Annotated in this window: 25 protein-coding genes and 2 pseudogenes; 19 read left to right on the plus strand and 8 right to left on the minus strand. The window is 37.1% G+C overall.

Annotated elements, in window-relative coordinates; translation table 11 throughout:
- Positions 1-111: 111 nt before the first annotated feature.
- Positions 112-576 carry a MarR family winged helix-turn-helix transcriptional regulator gene (locus V192_RS0102890; RefSeq protein WP_025868870.1) on the minus strand — a complete coding sequence of 155 codons (465 nt, stop codon included), beginning with the start codon at positions 574-576 and terminating at the stop codon, positions 112-114.
- Between the two features lie 134 nt (positions 577-710).
- On the opposite strand from V192_RS0102890, the gene V192_RS0102895 reads away from it, so the two are divergent.
- Both V192_RS0102895 and V192_RS0102900 read left to right on the plus strand, forming a co-directional pair.
- The gene (locus V192_RS0102895) at positions 711-1139 is read left to right on the plus strand and encodes a flavodoxin domain-containing protein (RefSeq protein WP_029948094.1); all 429 of its coding nucleotides are present in this window, start codon (positions 711-713) and stop codon (positions 1137-1139) included.
- Between the two features lie 129 nt (positions 1140-1268).
- Positions 1269-2396 carry an N-acetyldiaminopimelate deacetylase gene (locus tag V192_RS0102900; protein WP_025868871.1) on the plus strand — a complete coding sequence of 376 codons (1128 nt, stop codon included), beginning with the start codon at positions 1269-1271 and terminating at the stop codon, positions 2394-2396.
- Positions 2397-2574: 178 nt separating this feature from the next.
- On the opposite strand, the gene V192_RS0102905 is transcribed toward V192_RS0102900, so the two are convergent.
- Complete coding sequence (locus V192_RS0102905) at positions 2575-3459, minus strand: mechanosensitive ion channel family protein (RefSeq protein WP_051581920.1); 885 nt, start codon at positions 3457-3459, stop codon at positions 2575-2577.
- Between the two features lie 185 nt (positions 3460-3644).
- Here V192_RS0102905 and V192_RS0102910 point away from each other — a divergent pair, with 185 nt between their 5' ends.
- The 4 genes from V192_RS0102910 (at position 3645) to V192_RS0102925 (ending at position 7553) form a co-directional block, all read left to right on the plus strand.
- Positions 3645-4658 carry a branched-chain amino acid aminotransferase gene (locus V192_RS0102910; RefSeq protein WP_025868873.1) on the plus strand — a complete coding sequence of 338 codons (1014 nt, stop codon included), beginning with the start codon at positions 3645-3647 and terminating at the stop codon, positions 4656-4658.
- A gap of 152 nt (positions 4659-4810) precedes the next feature.
- On the plus strand, positions 4811-5503 hold the full coding sequence (locus V192_RS0102915; protein WP_025868874.1) for a DUF6612 family protein: 693 nt from the start codon (positions 4811-4813) through the stop codon (positions 5501-5503).
- Between the two features lie 159 nt (positions 5504-5662).
- Positions 5663-6607 carry a glucosaminidase domain-containing protein gene (locus V192_RS20805; protein WP_025868875.1) on the plus strand — a complete coding sequence of 315 codons (945 nt, stop codon included), beginning with the start codon at positions 5663-5665 and terminating at the stop codon, positions 6605-6607.
- 121 nt (positions 6608-6728) lie between these two features.
- Positions 6729-7553, plus strand: coding sequence for an aldo/keto reductase (locus tag V192_RS0102925; protein ID WP_025868876.1), 825 nt, complete (start codon positions 6729-6731; stop codon positions 7551-7553).
- 76 nt (positions 7554-7629) lie between these two features.
- Here the strand turns inward: V192_RS0102925 and V192_RS0102930 are convergent, their stop codons facing one another.
- Positions 7630-8349 (minus strand): gamma-glutamyl-gamma-aminobutyrate hydrolase family protein, encoded by a 720-nt coding sequence (locus V192_RS0102930; protein WP_025868877.1) that lies wholly within the window; start codon positions 8347-8349, stop codon positions 7630-7632.
- Positions 8350-8513: 164 nt separating this feature from the next.
- Positions 8514-8888, minus strand: coding sequence for a lactoylglutathione lyase (gene gloA, locus V192_RS0102935; RefSeq protein WP_025868878.1), 375 nt, complete (start codon positions 8886-8888; stop codon positions 8514-8516).
- A 173-nt stretch (positions 8889-9061) separates the two neighbouring features.
- Here gloA and V192_RS0102940 point away from each other — a divergent pair, with 173 nt between their 5' ends.
- The 8 genes and pseudogenes from V192_RS0102940 to V192_RS0102975 all read left to right on the plus strand — a co-directional run bounded on the left by V192_RS0102940 (position 9062) and on the right by V192_RS0102975 (position 16350).
- Positions 9062-9508, plus strand: a complete 447-nt coding sequence (locus tag V192_RS0102940; RefSeq protein WP_025868879.1) for an NUDIX hydrolase — start codon at positions 9062-9064, stop codon at positions 9506-9508.
- Between the two features lie 432 nt (positions 9509-9940).
- Positions 9941-10387 (plus strand): PTS sugar transporter subunit IIA, encoded by a 447-nt coding sequence (locus tag V192_RS0102945; RefSeq protein WP_025868880.1) that lies wholly within the window; start codon positions 9941-9943, stop codon positions 10385-10387.
- A 12-nt stretch (positions 10388-10399) separates the two neighbouring features.
- Positions 10400-10678 (plus strand): PTS sugar transporter subunit IIB, encoded by a 279-nt coding sequence (locus V192_RS0102950; RefSeq protein ID WP_025868881.1) that lies wholly within the window; start codon positions 10400-10402, stop codon positions 10676-10678.
- Positions 10679-10714: 36 nt separating this feature from the next.
- Positions 10715-11973: pseudogene (locus V192_RS19115) on the plus strand (PTS ascorbate transporter subunit IIC).
- A gap of 71 nt (positions 11974-12044) precedes the next feature.
- Positions 12045-12655, plus strand: a pseudogene (locus tag V192_RS19120) (SIS domain-containing protein).
- A 16-nt stretch (positions 12656-12671) separates the two neighbouring features.
- Positions 12672-13565 (plus strand): 4-hydroxy-tetrahydrodipicolinate synthase, encoded by an 894-nt coding sequence (gene dapA, locus V192_RS0102965; protein WP_025868882.1) that lies wholly within the window; start codon positions 12672-12674, stop codon positions 13563-13565.
- Positions 13566-13578: 13 nt separating this feature from the next.
- Positions 13579-14214, plus strand: a complete 636-nt coding sequence (locus V192_RS0102970) for a beta/alpha barrel domain-containing protein (RefSeq protein WP_025868883.1) — start codon at positions 13579-13581, stop codon at positions 14212-14214.
- A gap of 57 nt (positions 14215-14271) precedes the next feature.
- Positions 14272-16350, plus strand: coding sequence for a BglG family transcription antiterminator (locus V192_RS0102975; protein WP_025868884.1), 2079 nt, complete (start codon positions 14272-14274; stop codon positions 16348-16350).
- 353 nt (positions 16351-16703) lie between these two features.
- Here the strand turns inward: V192_RS0102975 and yidA are convergent, their stop codons facing one another.
- The 4 genes from yidA to V192_RS0102995 all read right to left on the minus strand — a co-directional run bounded on the left by yidA (position 16704) and on the right by V192_RS0102995 (position 20223).
- A complete protein-coding gene (gene yidA, locus V192_RS0102980; RefSeq protein WP_025868885.1) occupies positions 16704-17510 on the minus strand; it encodes a sugar-phosphatase in 807 nt (268 codons plus the stop codon).
- A gap of 25 nt (positions 17511-17535) precedes the next feature.
- Positions 17536-18906, minus strand: a complete 1371-nt coding sequence (locus tag V192_RS0102985; RefSeq protein WP_025868886.1) for an HD domain-containing protein — start codon at positions 18904-18906, stop codon at positions 17536-17538.
- Positions 18907-19022: 116 nt separating this feature from the next.
- Complete coding sequence (locus V192_RS0102990) at positions 19023-19871, minus strand: lipoate--protein ligase family protein (protein WP_025868887.1); 849 nt, start codon at positions 19869-19871, stop codon at positions 19023-19025.
- Entirely contained in the window at positions 19864-20223 is a 360-nt protein-coding gene (locus V192_RS0102995; RefSeq protein ID WP_025868888.1) for a hypothetical protein, read from the minus strand. Before V192_RS0102995 ends, V192_RS0102990 begins: the two co-directional genes overlap by 8 nt.
- A gap of 193 nt (positions 20224-20416) precedes the next feature.
- On the opposite strand from V192_RS0102995, the gene V192_RS0103000 reads away from it, so the two are divergent.
- From V192_RS0103000 to rpoE, 5 genes are all read left to right on the plus strand, one after another.
- Positions 20417-21415 carry a thiamine pyrophosphate-dependent dehydrogenase E1 component subunit alpha gene (locus V192_RS0103000; RefSeq protein WP_025868889.1) on the plus strand — a complete coding sequence of 333 codons (999 nt, stop codon included), beginning with the start codon at positions 20417-20419 and terminating at the stop codon, positions 21413-21415.
- Positions 21412-22416, plus strand: coding sequence for an alpha-ketoacid dehydrogenase subunit beta (locus V192_RS0103005; protein ID WP_025868890.1), 1005 nt, complete (start codon positions 21412-21414; stop codon positions 22414-22416). The genes V192_RS0103000 and V192_RS0103005 overlap by 4 nt, the downstream gene beginning before the upstream one ends.
- Positions 22403-23344 (plus strand): sugar-binding transcriptional regulator, encoded by a 942-nt coding sequence (locus V192_RS0103010; RefSeq protein WP_025868891.1) that lies wholly within the window; start codon positions 22403-22405, stop codon positions 23342-23344. The genes V192_RS0103005 and V192_RS0103010 overlap by 14 nt, the downstream gene beginning before the upstream one ends.
- A 167-nt stretch (positions 23345-23511) precedes the next feature.
- Entirely contained in the window at positions 23512-23946 is a 435-nt protein-coding gene (locus tag V192_RS0103015; protein ID WP_025868892.1) for a YwiB family protein, read from the plus strand.
- A 75-nt stretch (positions 23947-24021) separates the two neighbouring features.
- Complete coding sequence (rpoE, locus tag V192_RS0103020) at positions 24022-24654, plus strand: DNA-directed RNA polymerase subunit delta (RefSeq protein ID WP_025868893.1); 633 nt, start codon at positions 24022-24024, stop codon at positions 24652-24654.
- Positions 24655-24744: the final 90 nt, after the last annotated feature.

Below are 24744 nucleotides of genomic sequence, written 5' to 3' on the forward strand. Positions count from 1 at the left end.
ATCTGCATGTGATTCCGCTGTTTATTCAAATTTAGAGCCCAGGACAAAACTAAACATCAGTTTTGTCTTGGGCTCAATTGTTTTTTTGAATTTGGCAAGATAGTGTTTTAGTTAGTTATTTTGTAATTGTTCATCTAATACTGAAACAGCTTTTGCTAAAAATTGATTGATAATATGTCGTTCTTCTTCAGAATATTCTCTAGCTAAACTTTGCATTGCGGTGTTTAATGGCTGATAAGCCTTTTGGATTTCTTCCCTATCTTCATAGGTGGGAACAATAATTACTCTCCTACGATCATTTGAGTCTTTTTCCCGACGAGCATACCCAATTTTTTCCAATCGATCGATCAAAGCAGTGATCGTTCCGGTGGATAGTCCCGTTTTCTCAGCTAATTCTCCTGCTGTGAGCGGCCCTAGCTCGTTCAATAAGTCAATTGAGATATAATCATTCGCTGGTATACCTAAAGCTTGAACGATTGCTTGTTGGTGTAAGATTGAACGTGAACCAAATCCTCGCAATAAAGAGGTAAGTTGTTCGATAGAGACGTTAGTATTTAAGTTTTGATTGATTGACAAATGCTCTCCCTCACTTTATGCTTAATATATCTCGTTAAACGAGATTCTTTTTAGTCAAAATAAAACTAGAACAAATCTATCATAACAAGCTTAGTAATATCTGTAAAGTAAAGAAAGAAGTGAGGGTAAAGCATATGAAAACATTGATTATATACGGAACAAAATCTGGTGCATCAAAGGAATGTGCAGAACGTTTAGCGAAAGAGATCACTAATTCTACAATTGCTGATATTGATGTAGACAAACCGAACCTTGAGGAATTTTCCCAAGTTATTGTTGGAGCTGGTGTGCGCAATGATAAAATGTATAAATCGATCAGAGATTTTTTGAAAAAAAAACAAACAGATTTATTATCTAAAAAAATCGCATGTTTTTTATGTAATTCAAAACCAAAGACAACAGAAGATGTAATTACCACAAGTATTCCAAAAGAAATTAGGGATCAAGCAATCGAGATTGTGTCCTTTGGTGGCTACAAACCTTCCTGGGTTCCAGTAAGCGAAAAAAATAAGTTAAAAGGCATCGATTTAGACAAGATCAGTGAATTTGCCAAACATTTTTAAGTCATCATTAACGAGAGTTAAAGACTTTACTGGTAAGAAACTGTAAAATTTCTCTTATTGAAGGATTGACAGAAAAAATTTTTTGTTCAACAATAAGATATAGAGAAATGGAAAAGAGGCCGAAGAGTAGTGATTCAAGAACAATTAACTGAGATTCGAAGACGACTTCATCAAATACCAGAAATTGGTTTAGAAGAAGAAAAAACACAAAAATATTTACTTGAAATTATCACATCGATTAAAACAGATTTTATGGAATATAAAACTTGGCGAACTGGGATCATGGTTTTTGTCCATGGGACTAACGCTAAAAAAACAATCGGTTGGCGTGCCGATATTGATGGGCTGCCAATAACTGAGGAAGTTATGTCCGATTTTCGATCTACTCACTTAGGAAAGATGCATGCTTGCGGGCATGATTTTCATATGACGATTGGGCTAGGCTTATTGGAACAGCTGACAGTTGAGCAACCTGAAAATAATTACTTGTTTCTTTTCCAGCCGGCAGAAGAAAATGAAGCTGGTGGTATGTTGATGTACGAAGCTGGTGCATTTGGTTCTTGGTTACCAGATGAATTTTATGGATTGCATGTGAATCCTGACTTACCTGTGGGAAATATTACTACGAAAGTCGGCACACTTTTCGCTGCTACATGTGAAGTTCAAATTACTTTGAAGGGAAAAGGTGGACACGCCGCATTTCCTCATGCTTCAAATGATATGATCGTGGCTGGAATGAGTCTGGTTCAGCAAGCTCAAACAATCGTTAGCCGCAATGTTAATCCAGTCGAAGGTGCTGTGGTTACGTTTGGTACCTTTAATGCTGGAACTGCGACGAATGTGATTGCAGGCGAAGCAACGATTTCTGGGACGATTAGGACATTAACAGACGAAATGAATCAATTAACGCAAACTAGAATCACAGAAATAGGCGAAGGGATTGCTAAATCGTTCAACTGCGAAGTAGATGTATTTTTAGATCAAAAAGGTTATCTGCCAGTGATCAATAATAAACAGTTAACAGAAAAATTCATGTCATTTATGGAACAAGAGGCAAACGTTATATTTGAAGAAGCAGAAATAGCGATGACTGGGGAAGATTTTGGCTATTTATTATCTAAAGTTCCTGGGACAATGTTTTGGTTAGGTGTAGATAGTCCTTATGGTCTGCATTCTGCTAAGTTTGATCCAAAAGAAGAAGCACTTTCATTTGCTGTAGAACATGTTGGTAATTTTTTAAAATCCTTAGATAAATAGAAAGAGGTTGGGTCAGAAGTGTTTAACCCCGAGAAATAAGAAGAGATTCACGAAAATTGCTCTTCAAATTTTTGTGAATCTCAGCTTATTTCCGAAGGGGTTGCTTCTGATCTCACCGTTTATTCGGATTTAGAGCCCGTAACAAAACTGATTTTTAGTTTTGTCCCGGACTTTTTTTCTATTTTAGTGTAATAGGCGTATTTGGAATCGTAAAGTTTGCTTCAGATAGTTTTTTCACATATTGAGCCAAAAATTCTTCCCTGATAGGTGCTTGTTTTCCGTTTAACACGTACATCGTGGTACGAACCGCAAAATTTCCATTACCAAGATCGACCATACCAAAAATTGTCGGCCCTGTTTGAATACTTTCTGTGTATTTTTCTTTTAATTCTTGATTGACTTGATCGATAATAGCAGTGATCTGATCATAGCCTTCATCAGGCATGATCCGAACATCGATCAAAACTTGCATGTTTGAGCGGGAAAGATTGCTTATCGTGGTAATATTTCGATTAGGAATAAAATGAACAGTCCCGTCTAAAGCTTTCATTTGGGTTGTTCTCAGACCTACTGCGGTGACGGTTCCTTCAATACCAAGTGCAGTCAAACGAACATAGTCACCAACATCCATTTGCTGTTCTAAAATGATGAAGAAGCCTGTGATAATATCATTCATGAATCCTTGGGCACCTAAACCAATTGCCACACCAGCAATACCTGCTCCAGCAAGGAGTGAGCCAACAGGAACACCAATTACTGTCAGTAATGAGTAGATAAAGAAGAAGAAAAGCGTATATTGAAAAGCATTGTTGATCAGCGTGTGTAATGTTTTCAAACGACTTTCACTAAATGACTGTTTTTTACTATAGTTCCCGTATGTTTTATCAATCAGTGTTTTTCCTACACGATTAAGTAATGCGAAAAGGAGAATCAGAAATAATAAATAAATAGCTTTCTCAATCAGTGTCGCAAGAATTTCGTCCCAATTGATTCCATTCCAAAAACGTTGTAGTGCATTGACTTTATTTTCAGTGACAGCTTTTATATCAAGACCAGAGTCCATAGTGCTTTCAATTGTAGCACTGGATCCTGAATGAGCGAGAATAAACAAGGAAATCCCAACTTTCTTTTATCGATGATTATCTATCATTATACTTTAATTTGAAAAAAGATGTCATTATTTCTGTAAAAAGCTTAACAAATTCATGGGAAATGTGTTACAATATTCTGAAAATAAGGAGTGATCGTATGACAATTGATTGGGCTAATTTAGGTTTTGAATATATAAAAACACCTTTTCGCTATATCTCTAAATGGAAAGATGGTCAGTGGGATGAAGGGGAACTAACAGAAGATAACACTTTACATATCCATGAAAGTTCAGCAGCACTACATTACGGACAGCAGTGTTTTGAAGGCTTAAAAGCGTACCGTTGCAAAGATGGATCAGTCAATTTGTTTAGAATAGATGAAAATTCTAAACGGATGAATCGTAGTGCTAAGCGTTTAATGATGGCAGAAGTGCCAGAAGATAAATTTATTCGCGCAGTAGAAGCTGTGGTAAAGGCGAATGAAGCATTTGTTCCTCCTTATGGTAGCGGTGGAACACTCTATATTCGTCCTCTTCTGATCGGCGTTGGCGAAAGCATTGGGGTAAAACCAGCTCCTGAGTATCTTTTTACTGTTTTCTGTATGCCAGTAGGTGCTTATTTCAAAGGAGGTTTAACACCGACGAACTTTATCTTTTCTGATTATGATCGTGCGGCGCCTCAAGGAACTGGCGCAATCAAAGTAGGTGGAAACTATGCGGCTAGCTTTATGCCAGGAGAAGAAGCTAAAGAAAAGCATTTTTCGGATTGTATCTATCTTGATCCAAAAACTCATACAAAAATCGAAGAAGTCGGTTCTGCTAATTTCTTTGGAATCACAAAAGATGATCGCTTTATTACACCATTATCTCCATCGATTTTACCAAGTATCACGAAGTATTCATTGCTTTATTTAGCGGAGCATAATCTAGGGATGGAGGCAGTTGAAGAAGATGTGTCTATTGATTCTTTAGATCAGTTTAAAGAAGCTGGAGCTTGTGGAACAGCTGCTGTCATTTCACCAATTGGCGGTATTCAAACGTATGAAGATTTTCATGTGTTTTATAGTGAGACCGAAGTCGGACCAGTAACCCAAAAACTTTACGATGAGCTGACAGGTATTCAATTTGGAGATATTCCAGCTCCAGAGGGTTGGATTAGGAATATAAAATAATAGAAAAAAAGAAGTCAACGTTATATTTGATTTGGCTTCTTTTTTATTTGATAAAGGTATTCAGAAAAGTGCTCGTATTTTGAATTTAGGTTTAGTATAATAAGTTTTAGGAAACAGTTGTACTAAATAATAGAAGAGTTTGGGGAGTTAAAATGAAAAAATTTGTTTTGGTTTGTGTGTTGCTATTTACATTGTCTGGCTGCAATAAGCCACTCACTAAAGAAGCTGCACTCAAGCGTATGGATGCACAGGAAAGTAAAGTTGACAGTTATTCACTGGATATGGATCTTAGTGTAAAAGTCAGTGCATTAGGTCAAAAAAATAATTCAACAGTCGAAATGAGTTCAGAAGTCGATCGCAAAAATAATGGGTACAGTATTGACTTGACAAAAGCAGATGGCGAAGAACTTGAAGTGATTATAAAAGATGGCAAAGCTTACTTGGAAGATCGACCAGGTGTCTGGAAAAAAACTGCTAAAGTCGATGCAAAAGAGTTCAGCAAGCAAGTTGATTATAGTGTACCCTTAGAATTATTAGGGTTGGTCTCTGAAGATTTGGGTTTCGAGACGAGCGATGATGAATATCACTTCATCTATGACGGGTATGATAAAAAATTATATAAAACACTGAAAAAATATTATGATATTTCTTTTACTGGCTTTGATACAGATGAAGATTTATCGATCCAAATGAACGTGATTGTAGATAAAAAGTCATTTAACGTAAAAGAAATGAAAATTAGAGTTCTAGCTGAAAATAAAAAAGGGAAAGTAGTAGTCAGCGTAGATTCAGAATTTGACAATTTTAATACAATTGAAAAAATAGAGTTGCCTGAAGAGGATTAATTTTACAATAAACAGAAAAGGAAATGGCGAAGACAATTCGTTGTTTTCTTTTTTTTACTTTCATCAAGAAAAGAATGTTAATTTTACTATTTTTGATCAAAAACGAAATGAAATGCGTATTACTATTCTAAGAAGAATGATCAAGAATAGGAGAGTCACGTGAGGAAAAAATTTTTAGGTACAATTGTAATCTTGAATATATCACTACTATCAAGTAAGGCAACTGCCATATCGCTTGACGAAATCAACCAGTTACAACCGATAGAGACAAAAGAATATGCGCAAGACTGCGATTACGAGGATGGGGCTAATGAAACAAGCCATCATCTAGAGCCGATTTATCATCGAGCATGTGAAGAGTCAGTTAATGAAAACTTACCAGCCATAGTCATTGTCAAAAATCAGGCAACGGAGATGTTTATTAAAAGGATCGAAAAATATGCTGTAACGATTGCTTATAAGTATGACTTATACGCTTCCGTGATGCTTGCACAAGCAATTTTGGAGTCGGAATCAGGAAATAGTAGCTTGTCCAAGGAACCTTTTTATAATTTATTTGGAATCAAAGGAAATTATAACAGTACATCAATCGTAATGAAAACGCAAGAGGACGATGGTCAAGGCAATCTGATGACGACAGAAGCCGAATTTCGTCAATATCCGTCATATGAAGAATCTTTGGACGATTACGCTAGGTTGCTAAAAGACGGATTAATTGGTAACCCAGATTTCTACAATGGCACAAAGAAAAGTATGACGAACAACTACCAAGAAGCAACTGCATTTTTGATTGGAAAATACGCAACAGATACTCAATATGCTGAAAAATTAGATCAGTTGATCGAAGTTTATCAACTGACTCGCTATGATGATGCTCACATGAATCAGACGAAGGAAATTAGAAAAGCAGAATGGATAGAAAATGACAAGGAGACTGTGAGAAAGCGAAAGGTTACAGAGATTAATAATATCCGTTTACTAGCCAATATTGAGTTAAATAAAAGACACGTACAAAGAAATCAAGGACAGCTCAAAAACGCTATAATTAGAATAAGCTCTTATTTTATAGAACTATTAAAATTCATGAAAGATCATAGCGACTAAGAGAGGGAATTCTATGCAAGCAGGGAAATTCTCGTTTTATAATCCAGTTATTTTCCATCCTAGCATTAAAAGAGTATACTAAAAATAGAGTCATTTTTTCAAAGAAAGGAATGAAAAAAACATGTCTTTTAAGAAAACAAAAGAGTTAGCGAATGGTTCAATTATCCCACGATTAGGTTTAGGGGTATGGCAAGTGAAAGATGGCGCAGAAGCTGTTGATTCTGTAAAGTGGGCTTTACAAGCCGGCTATCGTTTAATAGATACTGCTGCTGCTTATAAAAATGAAGTCAGTGTCGGTGAAGGGATTCGGGCATCAGGTGTTCCTCGAGAAGAAATTTTTGTTACAACAAAATTATGGAATGCCGATCAGGGATACGATTCAACACTAAAAGCTTTTGATGAAAGTTTGAATAAACTTGAGCTAGACTACATTGATCTGTACTTGATTCATTGGCCAGTCGAAGGGAAATATAAGGATTCTTGGCGTGCTATGGAAGAAATTTATCGAAGTGGGCGCGCAAAAGCAATTGGTGTTTCTAATTTTCATGAGCATCACATTGAGGAGCTGCTCAAGGATGCTAAGATCGTTCCGATGGTCGATCAAATTGAAATTCATCCAACCTTGACTCAAGAGCCGTTACGTAAATTCTTAACAGATAATCAAATTGCGGTCGAAGCATGGTCACCATTAGGCCAAGGCAAAATTCTAGAAAATCCTACTTTAGTTGAGATTGGTAAAAAATATAATAAGACTGCTGCACAAGTGATCATTCGTTGGCATCTGCAAAACGATATCATCGTGATTCCGAAGTCAGTGCATCAAGATCGTATCAAACAAAACTTTGATGTTTTTGATTTTGAGTTAACTGAAGCAGATATCAAGCAAATCAATGAGTTAAACACAAATGAACGTTTAGGCCCAGATCCAGATAATTTCAATTTCTAAAATGAAATAAAGTTGAATAAAGTACGAGGGTGCAGACCAAAAGAGATTTTTACTTTTGATCTGCACCCTCGTATTTTTATAATTGATTTACAAAATAGTCGAATAACTTAAATTCTTTTGCATCTGTCTCAAAACGAAGTTCAGGATGCCATTGTACGCCCAACAATCGATGGTTGTCATCGACTGATTCAATTGCTTCTACAATGCCATCAGAAGATCTTGCAGTAATTTTTAAAGAAGAGGCTAATTTGTTGATTGCTTGATGATGATAAGAATTGACCCGATAGTCCTCTCCAAATACCTGATAAAGAGCACTATCTTTTTCAATGTTAATGCCATGTGTGGCAAATTGTGGTTGGGTCGGTTGTTGTCCATGTTTAACAGTCCAGCCGGAATATAAGGAGAGGTCTTGGTACAACGTTCCTCCTAATGCAACATTAAGTAATTGCATACCGCGACAAACCGCAAAAATAGGTTTGTTTTGTCTAATCGCTTCCTTGATCAACGCTAATTCGAAAAGGTCACGATTGCGATTTGTCTCTTCCAAGTTAGGATGGGGCTCTTCACCGAATAAGTCAGGGGAAATATCTTGTCCTCCAGCCAATAATAATTTATCGATCTTTGAAATATAAGACGCAGCAGCCTCTTCTTTTCCGATTGGTAAAACAATCGGTAACCCACCTGTTTGTTGGACAGCTGTTACAAATCCTTGAGGTGTATAAGTTACATGGTTACCGTTGAATACATCAACGGATTGAATAATTTGATTGCCGGCTATGCCGATAGTTGTTGTCATTTGATCACGTCCTCAATTAATATGTAGAATAACAGTGTAGCACTTTTTTTACGAAATTGGGATATTTAAGTATGCTGAAGTAATAAAGGCTGCAAAAAAACAGCTAACCGCAGATTAGGCAAGGAGTTGAACGAGCCAAATTTGTGATTAACTGTTTGATCGTATTAACGAGTACGGATTACTTCGATTTTATAACCATCTGGGTCAGTAATAAAATAATAAGATGGAGGAGTACCAGGTAAGCCTTTCATGTCTGTAACAGTGAAGCCAGCATTTTTTTGTTCTTCATGTAATTTCTCAATTTCATCTGTGCTGATTGCAATATGACCATAACCGTCTCCTAAATTGTATGCTTCGTGGTCATAATTATACGTTAGCTCTAGTTCATAACCATCACCAGGTAACGTTAGATAAACTAAGGTAAATTTATGTTCTGGAAAATCACGTCTGCGACTTTCTTCGAAATTAAATGCTTTTTGATAAAAATCTAATGATGCTTCTAAATCTTTGACACGAACACAAGTGTGAGCCATTTTCATATAAGTTATCTTCCTTTCGTAAATGGGGATTGTTCAGCTTGAATGAGATAAGAAGCTGATGTTTTTATAGTAGCATAGACTGTATCGAATTTGTGAGTGAAAAGTTAGGTTAATACTTGTTCATGAGAAAATTCTAATGTAAAATTAAATTAAACAAAAAGGGAGTTGTTCTTATGAAAACACCATCGTTTGGTGAAAAATCGGAAACATTGGTATATAAAAAAAGACTAGGTGCATATATTATTGTCTCAAGAAATAGTCAAACTGAAATTGTGTTGATTCAAGCGCCAAATGGAGCTTATTTTTTACCCGGTGGAGAAATTGAGTCTGGTGAAACGAAGGAAACAGCGATTCATCGGGAGATGCTTGAAGAATTAGGAATCCAAGTAACGATTGGTGAGTATCTGGGACAAGCGGATGAATATTTTCATTCGCGACATCGTAGTACAGATTATTATAACCCAGGTTACTTCTTTGTAGCAACAAACTGGCGACAGGTCTGTGATCCATTGGAGAAAACCAACAATATTTGTTGGGTCTCTGTTGAAATAGGCATTGATTTATTAAAACGCGGCAGTCATAAATGGGCCGTAAAAAAATGGCAAAAGAATCAGTTATAAAGAAAATCGCAGTATATGTGGTTTTGGAAATTATGACGAGCTATTATTTGAATTTAGAGCGTAGGATCAAACTTGATTTTTAAGTTTGTCTTACGCTTTTTGTATGAAAAATGAAATGAGAAAATCATGAAATAGTTCATTCGATTTTTTATAATTAGTAGATTGAGTTCAGTTTTTGTTTACGGATTAGGCAGCGATTGGGATCAAAAGCAGTCAAATAACTACCTATGACGGAAATGCATTACATTTTTTGTGTCACTTTCGCTAGAAAGTATTTTTTTTTGCATGGATTCGGTTTTAGGGACCACATTTTGTGGTAGTGACTTACAAAATAAGGCACCAAAAGAGATTGAAACCCTTTCATAAACAGATTATATTGAAAAGGAACCAATAAGTCGTACGCTTGGTGAAATTCAAAAGGGGTGTTGCATATTGTTAAGTGAGATGATCAAAGAAGAATTTATTCAGCTGAATATTGAAGTTGCGGATTGGGAAGAAGCAATTCGTCGATCTGCAGATCCGCTACTCGATGGGGGCAAGATCACAGCAGAATACGTTGAAAAAATTATTGAAACCACCCAGACTCTGGGGCCTTATATTGTGGTCACAAAACATGTTGCATTGCCTCATGCGCCAACACAATATGGTGCATTGGGTTTAGCGATGGGCATCACCACGTTAAAAACGCCGGTAAAATCAGGAAACAAAGCGAATGACCCGGTGAAGTATCTTTTTTGTATGAGCGCTAAAGATAGTGAGACACATTTAGAATCGATGGCTGAGTTAGTCAATTTACTAAGTGATCAATATTTTTATCAAATTTTAGATAGCGCGAAAAATCCAATGGATATTCTAAAATATATTATTGCAAAAGAATAGGAGATGGAACAAATGCATAAAGCCCTTGTTGCTTGTAGAGCAGGAGTTGGTTCAAGTTTAATGCTAAAAATCAAAACAGAACAAGTAATCAAAGAGAATGGTTTTCCAATTCAAGTCGAGCACTCATCATTAGATGCAGTGTCTGGATTTGATGGTGATCTATTGATAACACTTGCTGATGTCGCAAAGGAATTGGAATCGCAAGGATTGAAGCAAACGATTATCGGAATCAATAATATCGTGGATAAAAATGAAATCCAAAGTAAGTTAAGTAGTTTTTTGAATAACTGATTCTGTATTATGGCAAAGATAAGGAGATGAAAAAGAGTGGATTTTATTATTAGCTTTTTAAGCACACCAGCAATTTTACTAGGGATCGTGGCATTTGTAGGATTAGTTGCTCAAAAAAATCAGGTACTGAAGTTTTAACAGGGACGTTTAAAACAATCATCGGCTTCATGGTCTTTAGTGCTGGTGGTGCTTTAATGACAGGCGCCTTGCAGAATTTCAATAAATTATTTCAAACAGGGTTTAATATCGTGGGGGTTGTTGCTTCACCAGAAGCTGCAACTGCGATGGCTCAAGAGCAATATGCGTTAGTGACATCATGCACGTTAATCCTAGGATTTTTAATGAATCTAGTTTTTGCTCGAATCACACCAATGAAAAATATTTTCTTTACAACAGGACATAGTTTATTTTTCGCTTGCGTCCTTTCATTGATTATCAAGTCTCATGGTATTTCAGATGTTGCTGCAATTATTTTAGGTGGCACGATCCTAGGATTTTGTTCAGCTGCATTACCGCAGTTATGCCAACCATTTATGCGAAAAATTACTGGAAGTGACGATGTTGCGATTGGTCATTTTAATATGATTGGTTATTCCTTGTCTGGATATATTGGGAAATTATTTAGTAAACATGAAGAGAAAAGTACAGAGCATATTAATTTTCCAAAATGGCTGTCTTTTTTTAGAGATTTCTTGATGGGTGTGGCAGTAATCATGCTGATACTTTTTTATGTATCCGCTTTAAAAGCGGGTAGAGAAGCTACCCAAGAATTGGCAGGAACAGCTCATTGGTTAGTTTTCCCCATGATTCAAGCATTTACGTTTACAGCAGGCATGTCGATTTTAATGACAGGTGTACGGATGTTTTTAGCAGAAATTACAGCTGCTTTTGTCTCTATTTCAGAAAAATTCATTCCAAACTCTCGTCCAGCATTAGATGTTCCTACAGTCTTTCCTTACGCACCAACAGCTGTAATCGTTGGATTCTTATCTGCGTATGCTGCAGGACTCGTTGGCGTTGCGATCATGGTGATTTTTAAATTCCCGATAGTCATTATTCCAGCAGCTCATATTTGCTTTTTCTCAGGAGGAACAGCAGGTGTGTTCGGTAACTCGACGGGCGGCTGGCGCGGCGCTGTAGCAGGTTCGTTCATCGTTGGCTTATTGCTTGCATTTTTGCCAACTATTCTTTATCCCGTATACGGAAGTATGGGATTAGAAGGATCGACATTCCCAAATATTGATTACAATGTTATCGGCATTTTTGTTGAAAAGATACTAGGTCTTTTCTCTTGATAGAAGTCTTATGTTGGAAATAGTTATACCTAATGTAGAGTTAGAAGTTGATAGGAGGTAGTATGAATCAGATGAAAACAGAACTAGATCGAGTGGTATTAAACTTTTTTGAAAATACATCTGAAGAATTAGAGAAGTTCATACAAGAAATAGCAATAGAACCATTGATCGTGGCAAAAAAGTTGATTTTAACTTCAGAAAAAAAAGGTGGACGTGTTCATGTGACAGGAATCGGGAAACCTGGACATGTGGCAGAATATATTGCATCATTGTTCTCTTCAACGGGAACCCCGGCCTATTTTTTAGACGGAACAGAGGCGATTCACGGATCGTCAGGGCAAGTGAAATCAGGGGATATCGTCTTATCAATCTCGAATAGCGGAGAAACAGAAGAATTAAAAAAACAGTTCAAACGCTTAAACAAAATGGGGCTCGCATTATTTCTATCACCGGAAAAAAGGAGTCATGGTTGGCAAAAAATAGTGATTGTTTCCTTTTTGCTGGTGTGGAAAATGAGGGCGATTCTTTGAACAAACCACCTCGTGCATCAATCTTAGCGGAGATTTTACTACTCCAATCGTTAAGTGTTTTACTACAAGAAGAAAAGAGAATCACAAATAAAGAATATGTGAAATGGCATCCAGGAGGTGCGTTAGGTCAAAGTATATCCGTATACGAGTAAGGAAAGGATGAGCAATATGAAACCCAAAGGACTTATTACAGCAATGGTTACACCTCTAGATAAAGCGAATCAAATCGATTTACATGCCACAAAACGGCTAGTCAATCATTTGATTGAAAAAAAAGTTAATGGCTTGTTTATCCTTGGCACAAATGGTGAATTTCATGTCTTAAGCGACTCCGAGAAACTACGATTTGCCCAAAGTGTTATTACTGAGACGGATGGACGGGTGCCGGTATACGTTGGAACTGGTGGAAACAGTACTGAGCATGTTATTGCTTTATCAAAAGAAATGACTAAACTAGGAGCAGATGCTTTATCTGTGATTACGCCATACTTTGTTCCGCTTACTGAAAATGAATTGATCACTCATTATTTAACTCTTGCTGAAGCAAATACAGCGCCTATTCTGCTCTATAATATGCCTAAAAATACAGGCATAGCGATTAGTTCCAGCATGATTGGAGAAATAGCCGGACATCCTAATATTATTGGTATCAAAGATAGTAGCGGTGATCTAGAGAACATAAAAGCATATCTAGATGCAACAAAGAATGAGGAATTTGCTGTTTTATCAGGATCGGATTCGCTTATTTTAGATGCGTTAAAAGCTGGTGCTACCGGAGCTGTCGCGGCTACCTCAAATGTTTTAACAGAAATTGATGTAGCTATTTATCATTATTGGTTAAATGGAAACTTGGAAAAAGCCCAAGCAATGCAAGACAGTATTGAAGAATTTCGCCGTATCTTAAAGCTTGGAACCATTCCTTCGGTTTTAAAGGCAGCAATCAATTACCAAGGGATTCCGGTTGGAAATCCACGACTACCTGTTCAGCCAGTTAGTAAAGAAGCGTTATTGGAAGTATCACAAACAATGGACGGGTACCTTAAAAAAGGTCAGTCTTTCTAAAGGAGAGAAAAATATGTTTCGAACAACTATCCTAAATAGGATTGAAGAAACAGCAATTATGGCGATCGTTCGGGTAGAAACGATCGAACGAGCAGTTGAAATTGCAGATGGCTGCTTAGCTGGAGGCGTAGATTGTCTAGAAATAAGTTATACATTGCCCAATGCAGGAACAATTATTCAACAACTAAACGAACGATATGGAAGAAACCTGTTGATTGGTGCTGGGACCATTTTGGATAGTGAAACAGCTCGTCTGGCTATCTTGGCTGGAGCAAGCTTTATTATTGCTCCAAATTACGATAAGGCTGTTTGTAGATTGTGTAATCGTTATCAAATCCCGTATATGCCGGGCTGTACTAGTATGACGGAAATGATCACGGCGCTAGAAGCAGGGGCAGCAATGGTCAAAGCATTTCCGATATCAAGCTATTATGGGCCAACGCTGATTAGAACATTGAAAACACCAACACCGTATTTGCCGATCATGTCCTCTGGCGGCGCTAATTTAGAAAATATTGACGAATGGTTGATGAGTGGTGTAGATTGTTTGGGTATCGGGAGTCTCTTGACAAAAGGCTCTATAGAAGAAATAGCAAAAAATGCTAAACAATTGAAGCAAGCGGTCGCTAAGTACAGAAATGAACAATAAAGGATCATCCAGTTTTTTGAAAAGTTGATTTAAGCTGTTTTTGGAGGAGGGGATATAGTGACAGACGAGCGTTCTAGAAAAGTAATGAAACGGCTAATTGAGCGTTCCATACATGACGTAAACGAATTGGCAACTCAAACTGGTTTAACAAAACGTCAATTAGAATATTCAGTAGAGAAAATCAATGAATTTGCAACAATTGAAAATGGACAAAAGTTAGTGATCGAAAACAATCGGATCATTTTGACGAACCAACTCCGAGAACAGTTTATTTCTTTACTTTCAGATAAAACCTATGCCAAAGAATATCTAATGAATGCTTTTGAACGATCAAAGTATCTTTACTTAATTTTATTTTACTATGCGGATGACTATCTTTCGATCAATCATTTTATTGAAGAGCTTGGCGTCGGTAAAACGACCATTATCAATGACTTAAAAAGCTTAACGATTGAATTGAGAAAAGAAAATATTCAGTTGCTCTACACTAGAAAAGATGGGTATCGATTATCCGGAAGTGAGGAGCAGATCCGTTATCATTTAATGAAAATGATTATTTGGGATTCATCAGAACATAATACAACTTTTATTTATGATCAGTTTTTAGAAAAACATCCCATTGAAACGCTTGAATCAACGAAACAGTTGATTGAAACGTATATCATGGAATATGGTATCTCCTTTGTAGAAAACCGTTTGACTGAATTTTTATATACCTTCATTTTTTTGAAAAAACGCTTGCAGATTTTACCAGCAGTCTTCCATGATAAATATCAGTTGCCAGCGGTGATTGCCATGAAGGAATATCAATTTTCCCAAAAAATTCTCAATCACTTTGGTATCGAAGATGAGGCAGCTCATATGTATCTATGTGCATGGATCTTAGGTTTGTCAGTTGGACGGGCAGGGGATACGACAAAAGACTACGAAACAATTATGGAATTAGTCAAACGAATTATTTTACGTTTTGAAGCAATTTCAGGTATTCGTTTTAATAATCAGGAATTGGTTGTGCGTCAGTTATATTCTCATTTTAGACCAGCATATTATCGTTTATATTTCAAATTGCCTATTGTAAATCCGCTTCATAATAAGATCAAAGCTGAATATGGCGAGTTATTCAATATTGTTGAAGAAACATTAAAGCCATTTTCTTCTTTATTCGAACATTCAATACCAGAGGATGAAATTGCATTTTTGACAATGCATTTTGCGTCACTTTGTTCTAATTTTGATGAATATACAACGATACAAAAGGTGGCTTTGATTGTTTGTCCTAATGGAATTGGCAGTTCATCAATTGTATATACCGAGTTGAAAGCCCTTTTTCCGGAGTTAGCTTTTCTAGGACCAGTCGAAACGAACGAAATCGAACGTCTAACTGATTCATATGACTTAATTTTTTCTACAGTACCTAATATTCGTTTATTTTATACAAAAAAACCTGTCTACATTGTTAGTCCAATTATGAATACTAGGGAAAGGTATCGGTTGATCAGCGACGTGTATACTCAAATTGGCAATTTCAATTTCAAATTACCTAGTGTGGGAAAAATCATGGAAATCATCAAACGGCATGCGATAATTTCTGAAGGGTCTAGTTTGGAAAGAGAATTGTATGAATATCTAATCAATCAAGAAGAGCCTAGCAAAGCTGAAAGTGAAGGGCCAAGTTTACAGGAAATTACAGCCCCGGATTTGATTCAGCTAAATATGCGCGCTAAAAATTGGGAAGAAGCGATTCGTTTATCTGCAGCATCCTTATTAAAAGCAGGGAGAATTACGCGGAATTATATCGATACGATTATTGAAACAGCCAAGAGAGAAGGTGCGTATATGGTTATCTCTAAACATGTGGCATTACCTCATGCAAGACCGATTGATGGCGTTTGGCAACTAGGTATGAGTATCAGCGTATTAAAAGAGCCGATTGTCTTTGGAAACAAAGAGAATGATCCAGTGAAATATATATTTTGTTTAGCAGCTACTGAAAACAATCGTCATTTAAACGCGATGGTGGAATTAGTAAAATTACTAGATGATCCACAATTTTATTTTTTACTAGATACAAGTAATGACCCAAACGAGGTGTATCATTATCTGGCGCAAGAAAAAGTCTTGAGCTTGGAAAAATAATCGAGGAAAAACAGATAAGTAGTGAGTGAGAGCAGAAGTATTCCCTTTGGAAATAAGCTGAAATTGTTGTAAAACACAGTGAATGTAATGAACGGATGCTGCACAATACCTACTTGTTCACCAAAAATTGAATAGTACCTATTAGGAATCATTCAACATCTGAATTAAAAATTCTGATGTTGAATGTCATTTTCATGAATTTCCACTTATTGTTTTGAAACACAATGAGGTACGAGTCGATGTTCCAAACTACTTACTCGGTTCTCTAGATTAAATACTTTTGTGCCATTCTCCACTAAAATCTGAATAAATGCTTTTGTTCATCAAGTAAATGAGAAAGTGTCAGACAACTTTTAAATATATTGAAGTAAAATTTCTGCCACACCATCTTCATCGTTACTCGTTGTTTGAACATCCGCTGCTTGTTTTACACTATCAGTGGCGTTGCCCATAGCAACACCGATACCAGCATATTCGATCATGGATAGATCATTTTCATTATCGCCAATCGCCATTGTTTCTGCTTGAGAAATTCCTAAGTGTTCGGCAAGTTTAGCTAAAGCATTTCCTTTGCTAGCTTCTTTATTCAAAATTTCATAATAAAAATCAGTGCTTTTAACAGTTGTATATTTGTTAATAAATTCTTCTGGTAGTTGACTGATGGCCTTATCTAAAATCTCTGGTTCATCGATCATCATCATTTTGATAATCGACAAATCAGGAGTCATTTCATCAACTGCACGATACTTAAGCGGCATGTCCACTAAATAGGCTTCATGAACGGTATATTTTCCAATATCTCGGTTCGCTGTATAAATCGCTGTATCGTCAATTGTGTGCAGATGAGCGCCAACTTTTCGTGCCATTAGTTCGATTTCTAAAAAGTCATCATAACTTAACGTATATTGGGAAATGATTTCATTTGATTTAGTCGCTTGGACTAAAGAGCCATTATAAGTAATTACATAATCATTATCACCATATAAATCTAATTCGGCTAACTGTTCTTTTACCCCTGGTAAAGGTCTTCCTGTACATAAAACGATATACATACCGCTATCATTAGCTTTTTTTAATGTTTCCTTTACCTTCGGGCTGATTTTTCTATTTGAATCAAGTAATGTTCCATCAATATCGATTGCAACTAATTTGACTGTCATAACTTCCTCCTGTATAAATACTTTTTTAATTTTTTCCTTCAATCAATGCTCCATTATGAATATAAGCGGCAAATTCGCGGTAGGTGTCGTCAAATAAATCATAATGCTGCTGTCTTTTTGGGTTCATCATTTCTTTTGGAAAATAGAAACGTTCGTCGATCTGTGTTTGACCAGCAAGGGCCGCAACCAAGTGGCTAATTTTAGAAAGCTCAATCAAAGTGCCGTCTTTTTGCATAATTTCGATCTGAGTGCGATGACTGTTTTTTTCTGGACGATAAAAATCATAAGGCAAGTCATAACTTGAGTTGATGGCGGTATAATATTTTGGATTATAGCCAACTTTTTCAATCAAGGCTTGCAGATGTCGTATTGTTACGGAATCCCGAGCACCAGAAAAAGTAACTGATTTAAGTGGTCGGCGAATCAAAAAGCGATTGGCTAAATCGTTAAGGATCGGATCCGGCAGTGAGGTCCATTGAGTAAAGTAGGTATTTAAAACGCCATCATCAAGTTTCAAATATTCCTGTAATGAAAAAGTTCCTTTGAAAAAAGGGACTAATAACTGAGAATGCAGTTGGTAATCTTCTGGTGTTTGCTCATACAATTCTCTTGCGCGATGGAGTAAGTGATCCAAAATAACTTCCATGCCACGAGAAACTGGATGAAAATAGACTTGGACGTACATCTGGTAGCGACTAACAATATAATCTTCTACTGCATGCATACCGTTCATAGCAAAAGCTAAACCATCTTTATACGGCCGAATTACGCGTAAAATTCTAGTCAGATCAAAGGTACCATATTCTGTCCCGGTAAAATAGGCGTCTCGTAGTAAATAATCCATTCGGTCAGCATCAATTTGACTGGAGATCATTTGAACAACTTGGGGATTAGGGTATTCTTTTGTGATCACGCTGGCAACTTTATCTGGAAAATCAGCTGAAACACGATTCAAGATTTGGAAAACTTCTGTTTCAGGTGACGTGATGATCTCAACAGTGATCGCTTCATGATCTGTTTTGAAAATGTGTTCAAATGTATGAGAATATGGCCCATGACCGACATCATGAAGTAAAGCAGCGCAAAGAGCAACCAGCCGTTCATTGTCATTCCAACCATCATCCCCTAAACGTTCAGCTGAGTAATTACGCTGGAAGATATCGCAAATCCGTCGCGTAATTTCATAAACGCCTAAAGAATGAGCAAATCGGCTGTGCTCAGCACCGTGAAAGGTAAAAGAAGAGGTGCCTAATTGCTTGATTCTACGTAGACGTTGTACTTCTGCTGAATTGATCAAGTCTAATATAACTTGATGTTGCACATGGATGTAGTTGTGAACTGGATCTCTAAATACTTTTTCAATGGGTAAAATTTGCTGCTTATAAGGTGTAGGCATCGTTTCACTCCTTTTTATTAATGATTATTGGTAGAACTGCTCTTTCTTTTGAAAGAAAACAGATTTTTATTGAATAACATGCAAATCAGCTAGTGGTCGATGATTGTAGTATACCATTAGTGCAACAATTGATTTCTTTGCTGCATTTTACTGATTTGTTTATCAGTTTCAGTCTTAAACCAGTCAGTTTGTGATAAGCGTTGCAGTGACTGATCATCAAGTGTAATAGACGTGTTATCTAATAATACGCTAAGTAATCGTTTTTTCACTTCAGCGATCGTTAATTTTTTGTTGAGCAACTCTTCTAGGTTGGCCATTACTGTAGGATCAACAGGAGGGTAGCCATTTTTACCAAAATCTTCCTGTAAACTAGCTTTGTAAAAACGTCGTACACTTTCACCACGTTTTTGTTGATCACCATTGACACTTAAATAGATCATGACAGCAGTCCCATCTTTCACCCGGCGTTGAGCGATGCCTGCAAATTTCTTGCCATTAATACTTAAATCAAATGTACCAGGACAATAAGATTCTGTAATTTCGAAAGCGTCTATTTTATGGTGAGAATCTTCAAAAGCTAATTTAATCCAAGTCCACATATACGTATAAGCATCGTCTATACTAATTTTTTTATTTCCCGGATTAGGTAAAATCAATGAGACGTTTAAAATCCCTGCATCAGCAATTACTCCGAGACCTCCAGCGTTACGAATGACGATTTGATAGCCATCATGTTTTAAAGAAGCTAAACCACTGTGTAAATCTGTCACGCGAGTATCCTTCATACCAAGGATCATAGCCTGATCTAGTTGCCAAAAATGGATGATCGTTTGTTGATTAATGCCAGAAAAAGTCGTAAAAGTGTCGGTTAAAGCAAAAGGAAGAAAATAATCTTTTTTGCTTAAACAGTGTTGATCATATAAAAAAACGTTGTCGTTTGTCAGTAAGTGGGTTAATTTAGTCATCTTGGTCTTCATCCTGTTTTACGCGTGAAACGTAATCCTTCACTTCTTTATTCATTTGATTATATTCAGTTGTAAAACGCATCGGTTTACTAATAATCCTCATTGGCATGGTGGCTAAAAATTTACTGAAATCTTGTCTAGCTTCTTCTGTTAAACGTCCAGGCTTAGAAACTAAACGCTCATAAAGATAATGATAAAATTGGTTCATTGCATCGATATCGATACTCAGTTGATTATGACATTCAGTACATTCAATGCTGGAAATGATTTCGTTCATATATTGAATATCATGGAGTGTCTCTTTTTGGCAATGCATACAAAAGAGCATTGCAGTTTCATCATGAAATAACATTTGTTTCCACCTCCGTATTCCATTATATACGATTTAAACAAAAAAACATGCTTATCTGTACAGAAATAATAGGAAAATGGAGAAATTTTAAAGAAATCAAAAAAATCAAGAGATAATCTTGCTATCGGTCCTATAAAACGATAAGATATTTACATATGATTTATATCGGAACAAATGTAAAAGGAGTGAGAAAATGAATCAAACTGGAACCCAAAGCCAACAAATAAACCCCATTGATGATGTAGCCGCTCTGAAAACGATGTGGGAAATTCGCATTTTTGAAGAAACGATCCAAGAGCTCTTTGATGCTGGAGAATTATACGGCACAATGCATCTTTGCACCGGGCAGGAGGCAACTGCTGTTGGTGGTGCAGGTATTTTAAAGAAAAGTGATTGGATCGTGTCCACTCATAGAAATCATGGGCATTGTATTGCAAAAGGAACTGATATTCGCAGTATGCTTGCTGAAATGCTAGGTAAAAAGACTGGAACAAATGAAGGCAAAGGTGGCAGTATGCACATTGCTGATTTGGACATAGGAAATTTAGGTTCAAATGGCATTGTCGGCGCTGGTTTTCCAATTGCAGCTGGTGCGGCGTTAAGTGCTCAAATGCAAGAGACCGATCAAGTTGTTCTGTGTTATGCAGGAGACGGTGCTACAAATGAAGGAAGTTTTCATGAAGCCTTGAATTTGGCCTCTATTTGGCAATTGCCCGTCATCTATTTCATTGAAAATAATCAATATGGCATGAGTAGCTCTATTGAGCAGATGGTTAATATCGATAAGCTTTCTGAACGAGGTAAAAGTTACGGAATCGAAGGTATCACGATCGATGGAAATGATTTAGCCAGTGTGACTTCAGCGGTTTCACAAGCTGTAGCGAAAGCAAGAAATGGCGGTGGACCAACCTTGATTGAAGCATTGACCTATCGTCACAAAGGTCATTCTAAATCTGATAAGCTCATGTATCGTTCGCAGGAAGAATGTCGACTGTGGCAAGAAACTAACGATCCTATTTTCCGTTTAGAACAAAAACTGATTCAAACTGCTAGGATGAAAGAAGACTCGATCAGACAATTGGAGATGACCATACGGCAGGAAATGGCAGATCTAGTTGCTTCTGTGAAATTGGATAGCGAACCGACAGTTGCTGATTTGTGGACACATGTCTATGCGGAGGATGAAGCATGAGAACAATTACTTATTTACAAGCAATCAACGAAGCGTTAGATGAAGCACTGGCTCAAGATGAACGTGTATTTATTCTAGGTGAGGATATAGGTATTTACGGTGGGGGATTTGGAGCAACCAAAGGACTTCAGGAAAAATACGGTAAGCAGCGGGTTCGCGATACGCCGATTTCAGAAAGTGCAATCGCTGGAGCAGCGGTTGGAGCGGCAATGACGGGTATGCGTCCGATAATCGAGCTACAGTTTTCAGATTTTATTACTGTTGCGATGGATCAGTTGGTCAATCAAGCCGCAAAAATCCATTATATGTATAGTGGAAAGGCAAAAGTCCCTTTAGTGATGCGGACAGCTGCTGGATCAGGAACTGGAGCTGCAGCTCAGCATTCACAAAGTTTGGAAAACTGGATGGCTCATATCCCGGGATTAAAAGTAATTCAACCTTCTAATCCGTATGATGCAAAAGGGTTACTTCATGCTGCCATTCACGATAATAATCCAGTCATGTTTTATGAACATAAGCTTCTATACCAAACAACGGATATGGTGCCGGACACTGCCTATACGATTCCAATCGGTGTTGCAGATATTAAACGTGCCGGAAGTGATGTGACCATTATTGCAACAGGCATCATGGTCAATAAAGCTTTAGAAGTGGCGGAAATTGCAGACAAGCGAGGTGTCTCGATTGAAGTCATCGATCCAAGAACCTTAGTGCCTTTTGATAAAGAAACGATTTTAGCTTCTGTTGCTAAAACAAAACGAGTGATCGTTGCAACCGAAGCTGTAAAAAATAGTGGCTTCAGTGCAGAAATCACGGCAATCATTGCTGAATCAAAAGCAGCTATGAACTTGAAAGCACCTATTGCTCGACTAGGCGGAGAATTTGTACCAATGCCGGCACAAAAGCTATTGGAGGCTAACGCAACACCTCAAGTTGAGTCACTGCTAAAAGCTCTGGAACGAGTCATGTCTGGAATCGAGGCGCCTAATGAAGATCAGTGAAGATCGTCGAAAGATGTTGAAAATTGTTACGATGTATTATGAGCAAGGGTTAACTCAAGCGGTGATTGCAAAAAAAATGGGTATTTCCCGGCCTGTTATTTCAAAGATTTTACAACAGGCGAAAGAGAGGGGGGTCGTTTCAGTTTCAATCAAAGATGAGTCTGCTTATGTCGTCGAGTTAGCATTACGGCTGGAAGCGACTTATCAACTTACAGATGTGATTGTCATTCCAGCTAATGAGCAAAAAGAAGCTGAGATAGTGAAAAAGGAAGTTAGTCGAGCCGCAGCAACTTATCTTAAAGAACGTTTAAAAACTGGAATGAGTGTGGGCTTATCATGGGGAACAACATTGGCTGATATGATCGACGAGATGCCTTATTGCTCATTTCCAACGATTAATGTTTGCCCTTTAGTGGGTGGGGTTTCTAGTGAACACCTCTATTATGATACAAATCACCTGGTTTTCAGATTAGCTGAAAAGCTCAATAGCCGCTGTCAGTATTTTTATGCGCCAGCATTAGCTGAGAGCATCGATTTAGCTGATGTGCTAAACAAGACACAGCTAGTTGGGAAAGCGCTAGATCAAGCTCGAAATGTTGATTTAGCAATCATTGGTGTTGGCAACCCAAATAAAACTTCTACATGGAAACGCCTTGGTTACATTGAAGCAGAAGAATTAAAAGTGATCAAGGAAACAAATGTTAAAGGAGATGCCGTAGCGTCCTTATTTGACAAAAATGGTCAAACAGTGAACAATGAAATAAGTAAACGCATGTTAGGTGTTAAAGTAGAGGATTTAGCAACTATGCCTGATGTAATGATCATTGGCTGCGGCAATGAAAAAGCTGAAAGCATCAAGTCATTATTATTAGGTAAATGCTGTACTATTTTAGTTATTGATCAAACAATTGCTGAGGCTTTGGTTTGAACTTGACGGACATGTCACAGGGAAGCTAAAATATGATTGTAGCAGATAGGGACATCCACAGACTTTTTATTTTCCAGGCAAGGATCAATAGACGTAGTCAATTGGTGGTCCTAGAAAAAGGAATCAATGAGCTGGCTACGGGTTTTATATTAAGGAGAGTGTTTTTAATGGATTTATCACAAGGAACACCAGTATCTATTCAGCTGAAAACAGTTGTGGATCAAGCTGGTGAAAAGAAGAACTTTTATTTTGATTTGGAAGGCCAAATAGTAAAAATTGGCGATACGCTATATATTCGTTACAAAGAAGAGCAAGAAGAAGGCGAAGCAGTTCCAGTTACGATCAAAGTTGAACCGGACGGAAAGATACAATTGATTCGTGCAGGTGGTCTTAGAATGCGGTTGAAATTCGCTTATCAGGAACGCTTAGAAACTAGCTATAAAACTCCCTACGGTTTATTTCAAATCACTACGTTTACTCGTAATTTACGGTTTAGCTTAAAAGATCAGCCTGTTGCTGGAACGATTTTGATCGACTACGATTTGTATTCTCAGGCCGAAAAAATTGGGGAATATCATTTAGAACTAGAATTTACTGCTTAATTATGCAATAATCAATTGATTTTTTCTTCATGTTTTTGTATGATAAGGAGTAGACTGTGAAAGGACGTGTACCGTTTGGAAATTAATGTATTTGACGGGTTGAACAAAGATGAATTATCCATGATCGAAGTTGCGCACGCAATTTTAGAACAACGTGAAGATGTGATGGACTTCTCTGACTTAGTAAACCAAATTCAAAATTATCTTGGAAAATCTGACAGCGAAATTCGTGACTCTTTAGCACAATTTTATACTGACTTAAATATTGATGGCAGTTTTATCTCTCTTGGAGATAACCGTTGGGGCTTGCGCTCATGGTATCCAATCGATTCTATCGACGAAGAAGTAACACATGGTTTAGATGAAGATGAAGAAGACAAACCACGTCGTAGAAAACGTAAAAAAGTTAATGCCTTCATCATTGATGCGAATGATGAAGATGTGATCGACTACAACGATGATGATCCGGAAGATGCAGAATTAACGGATGATGATGACGATGATATTCTTTATGACGATGACGATGACGAAGAAGATGAGGAGATCAAAGCTTATAACTCTGACCTTCAAGAAATCGGTGCAGATTCTGATGACGAAGAAGAAGAGCTACCAGGGATCGAAGAAGATCTTACAATTATCGATGAAGATGATGTAGACGATGACTTTGATGATGAAGATGAATATGCAGATCCTGAAGAAGAAGCATAACATTTAAAAATATGGGTGTTCTCAGTGTGAGAGCACTCACATTTGATTCATTAAAGCAAAAAATACGCTTTTTTTTAGTTTTGTAAGAAA

Source organism: Enterococcus crotali (assembly GCF_000633635.1).
GTDB classification, from domain to species: Bacteria; Bacillota; Bacilli; order Lactobacillales; family Enterococcaceae; genus Enterococcus_L; species Enterococcus_L crotali.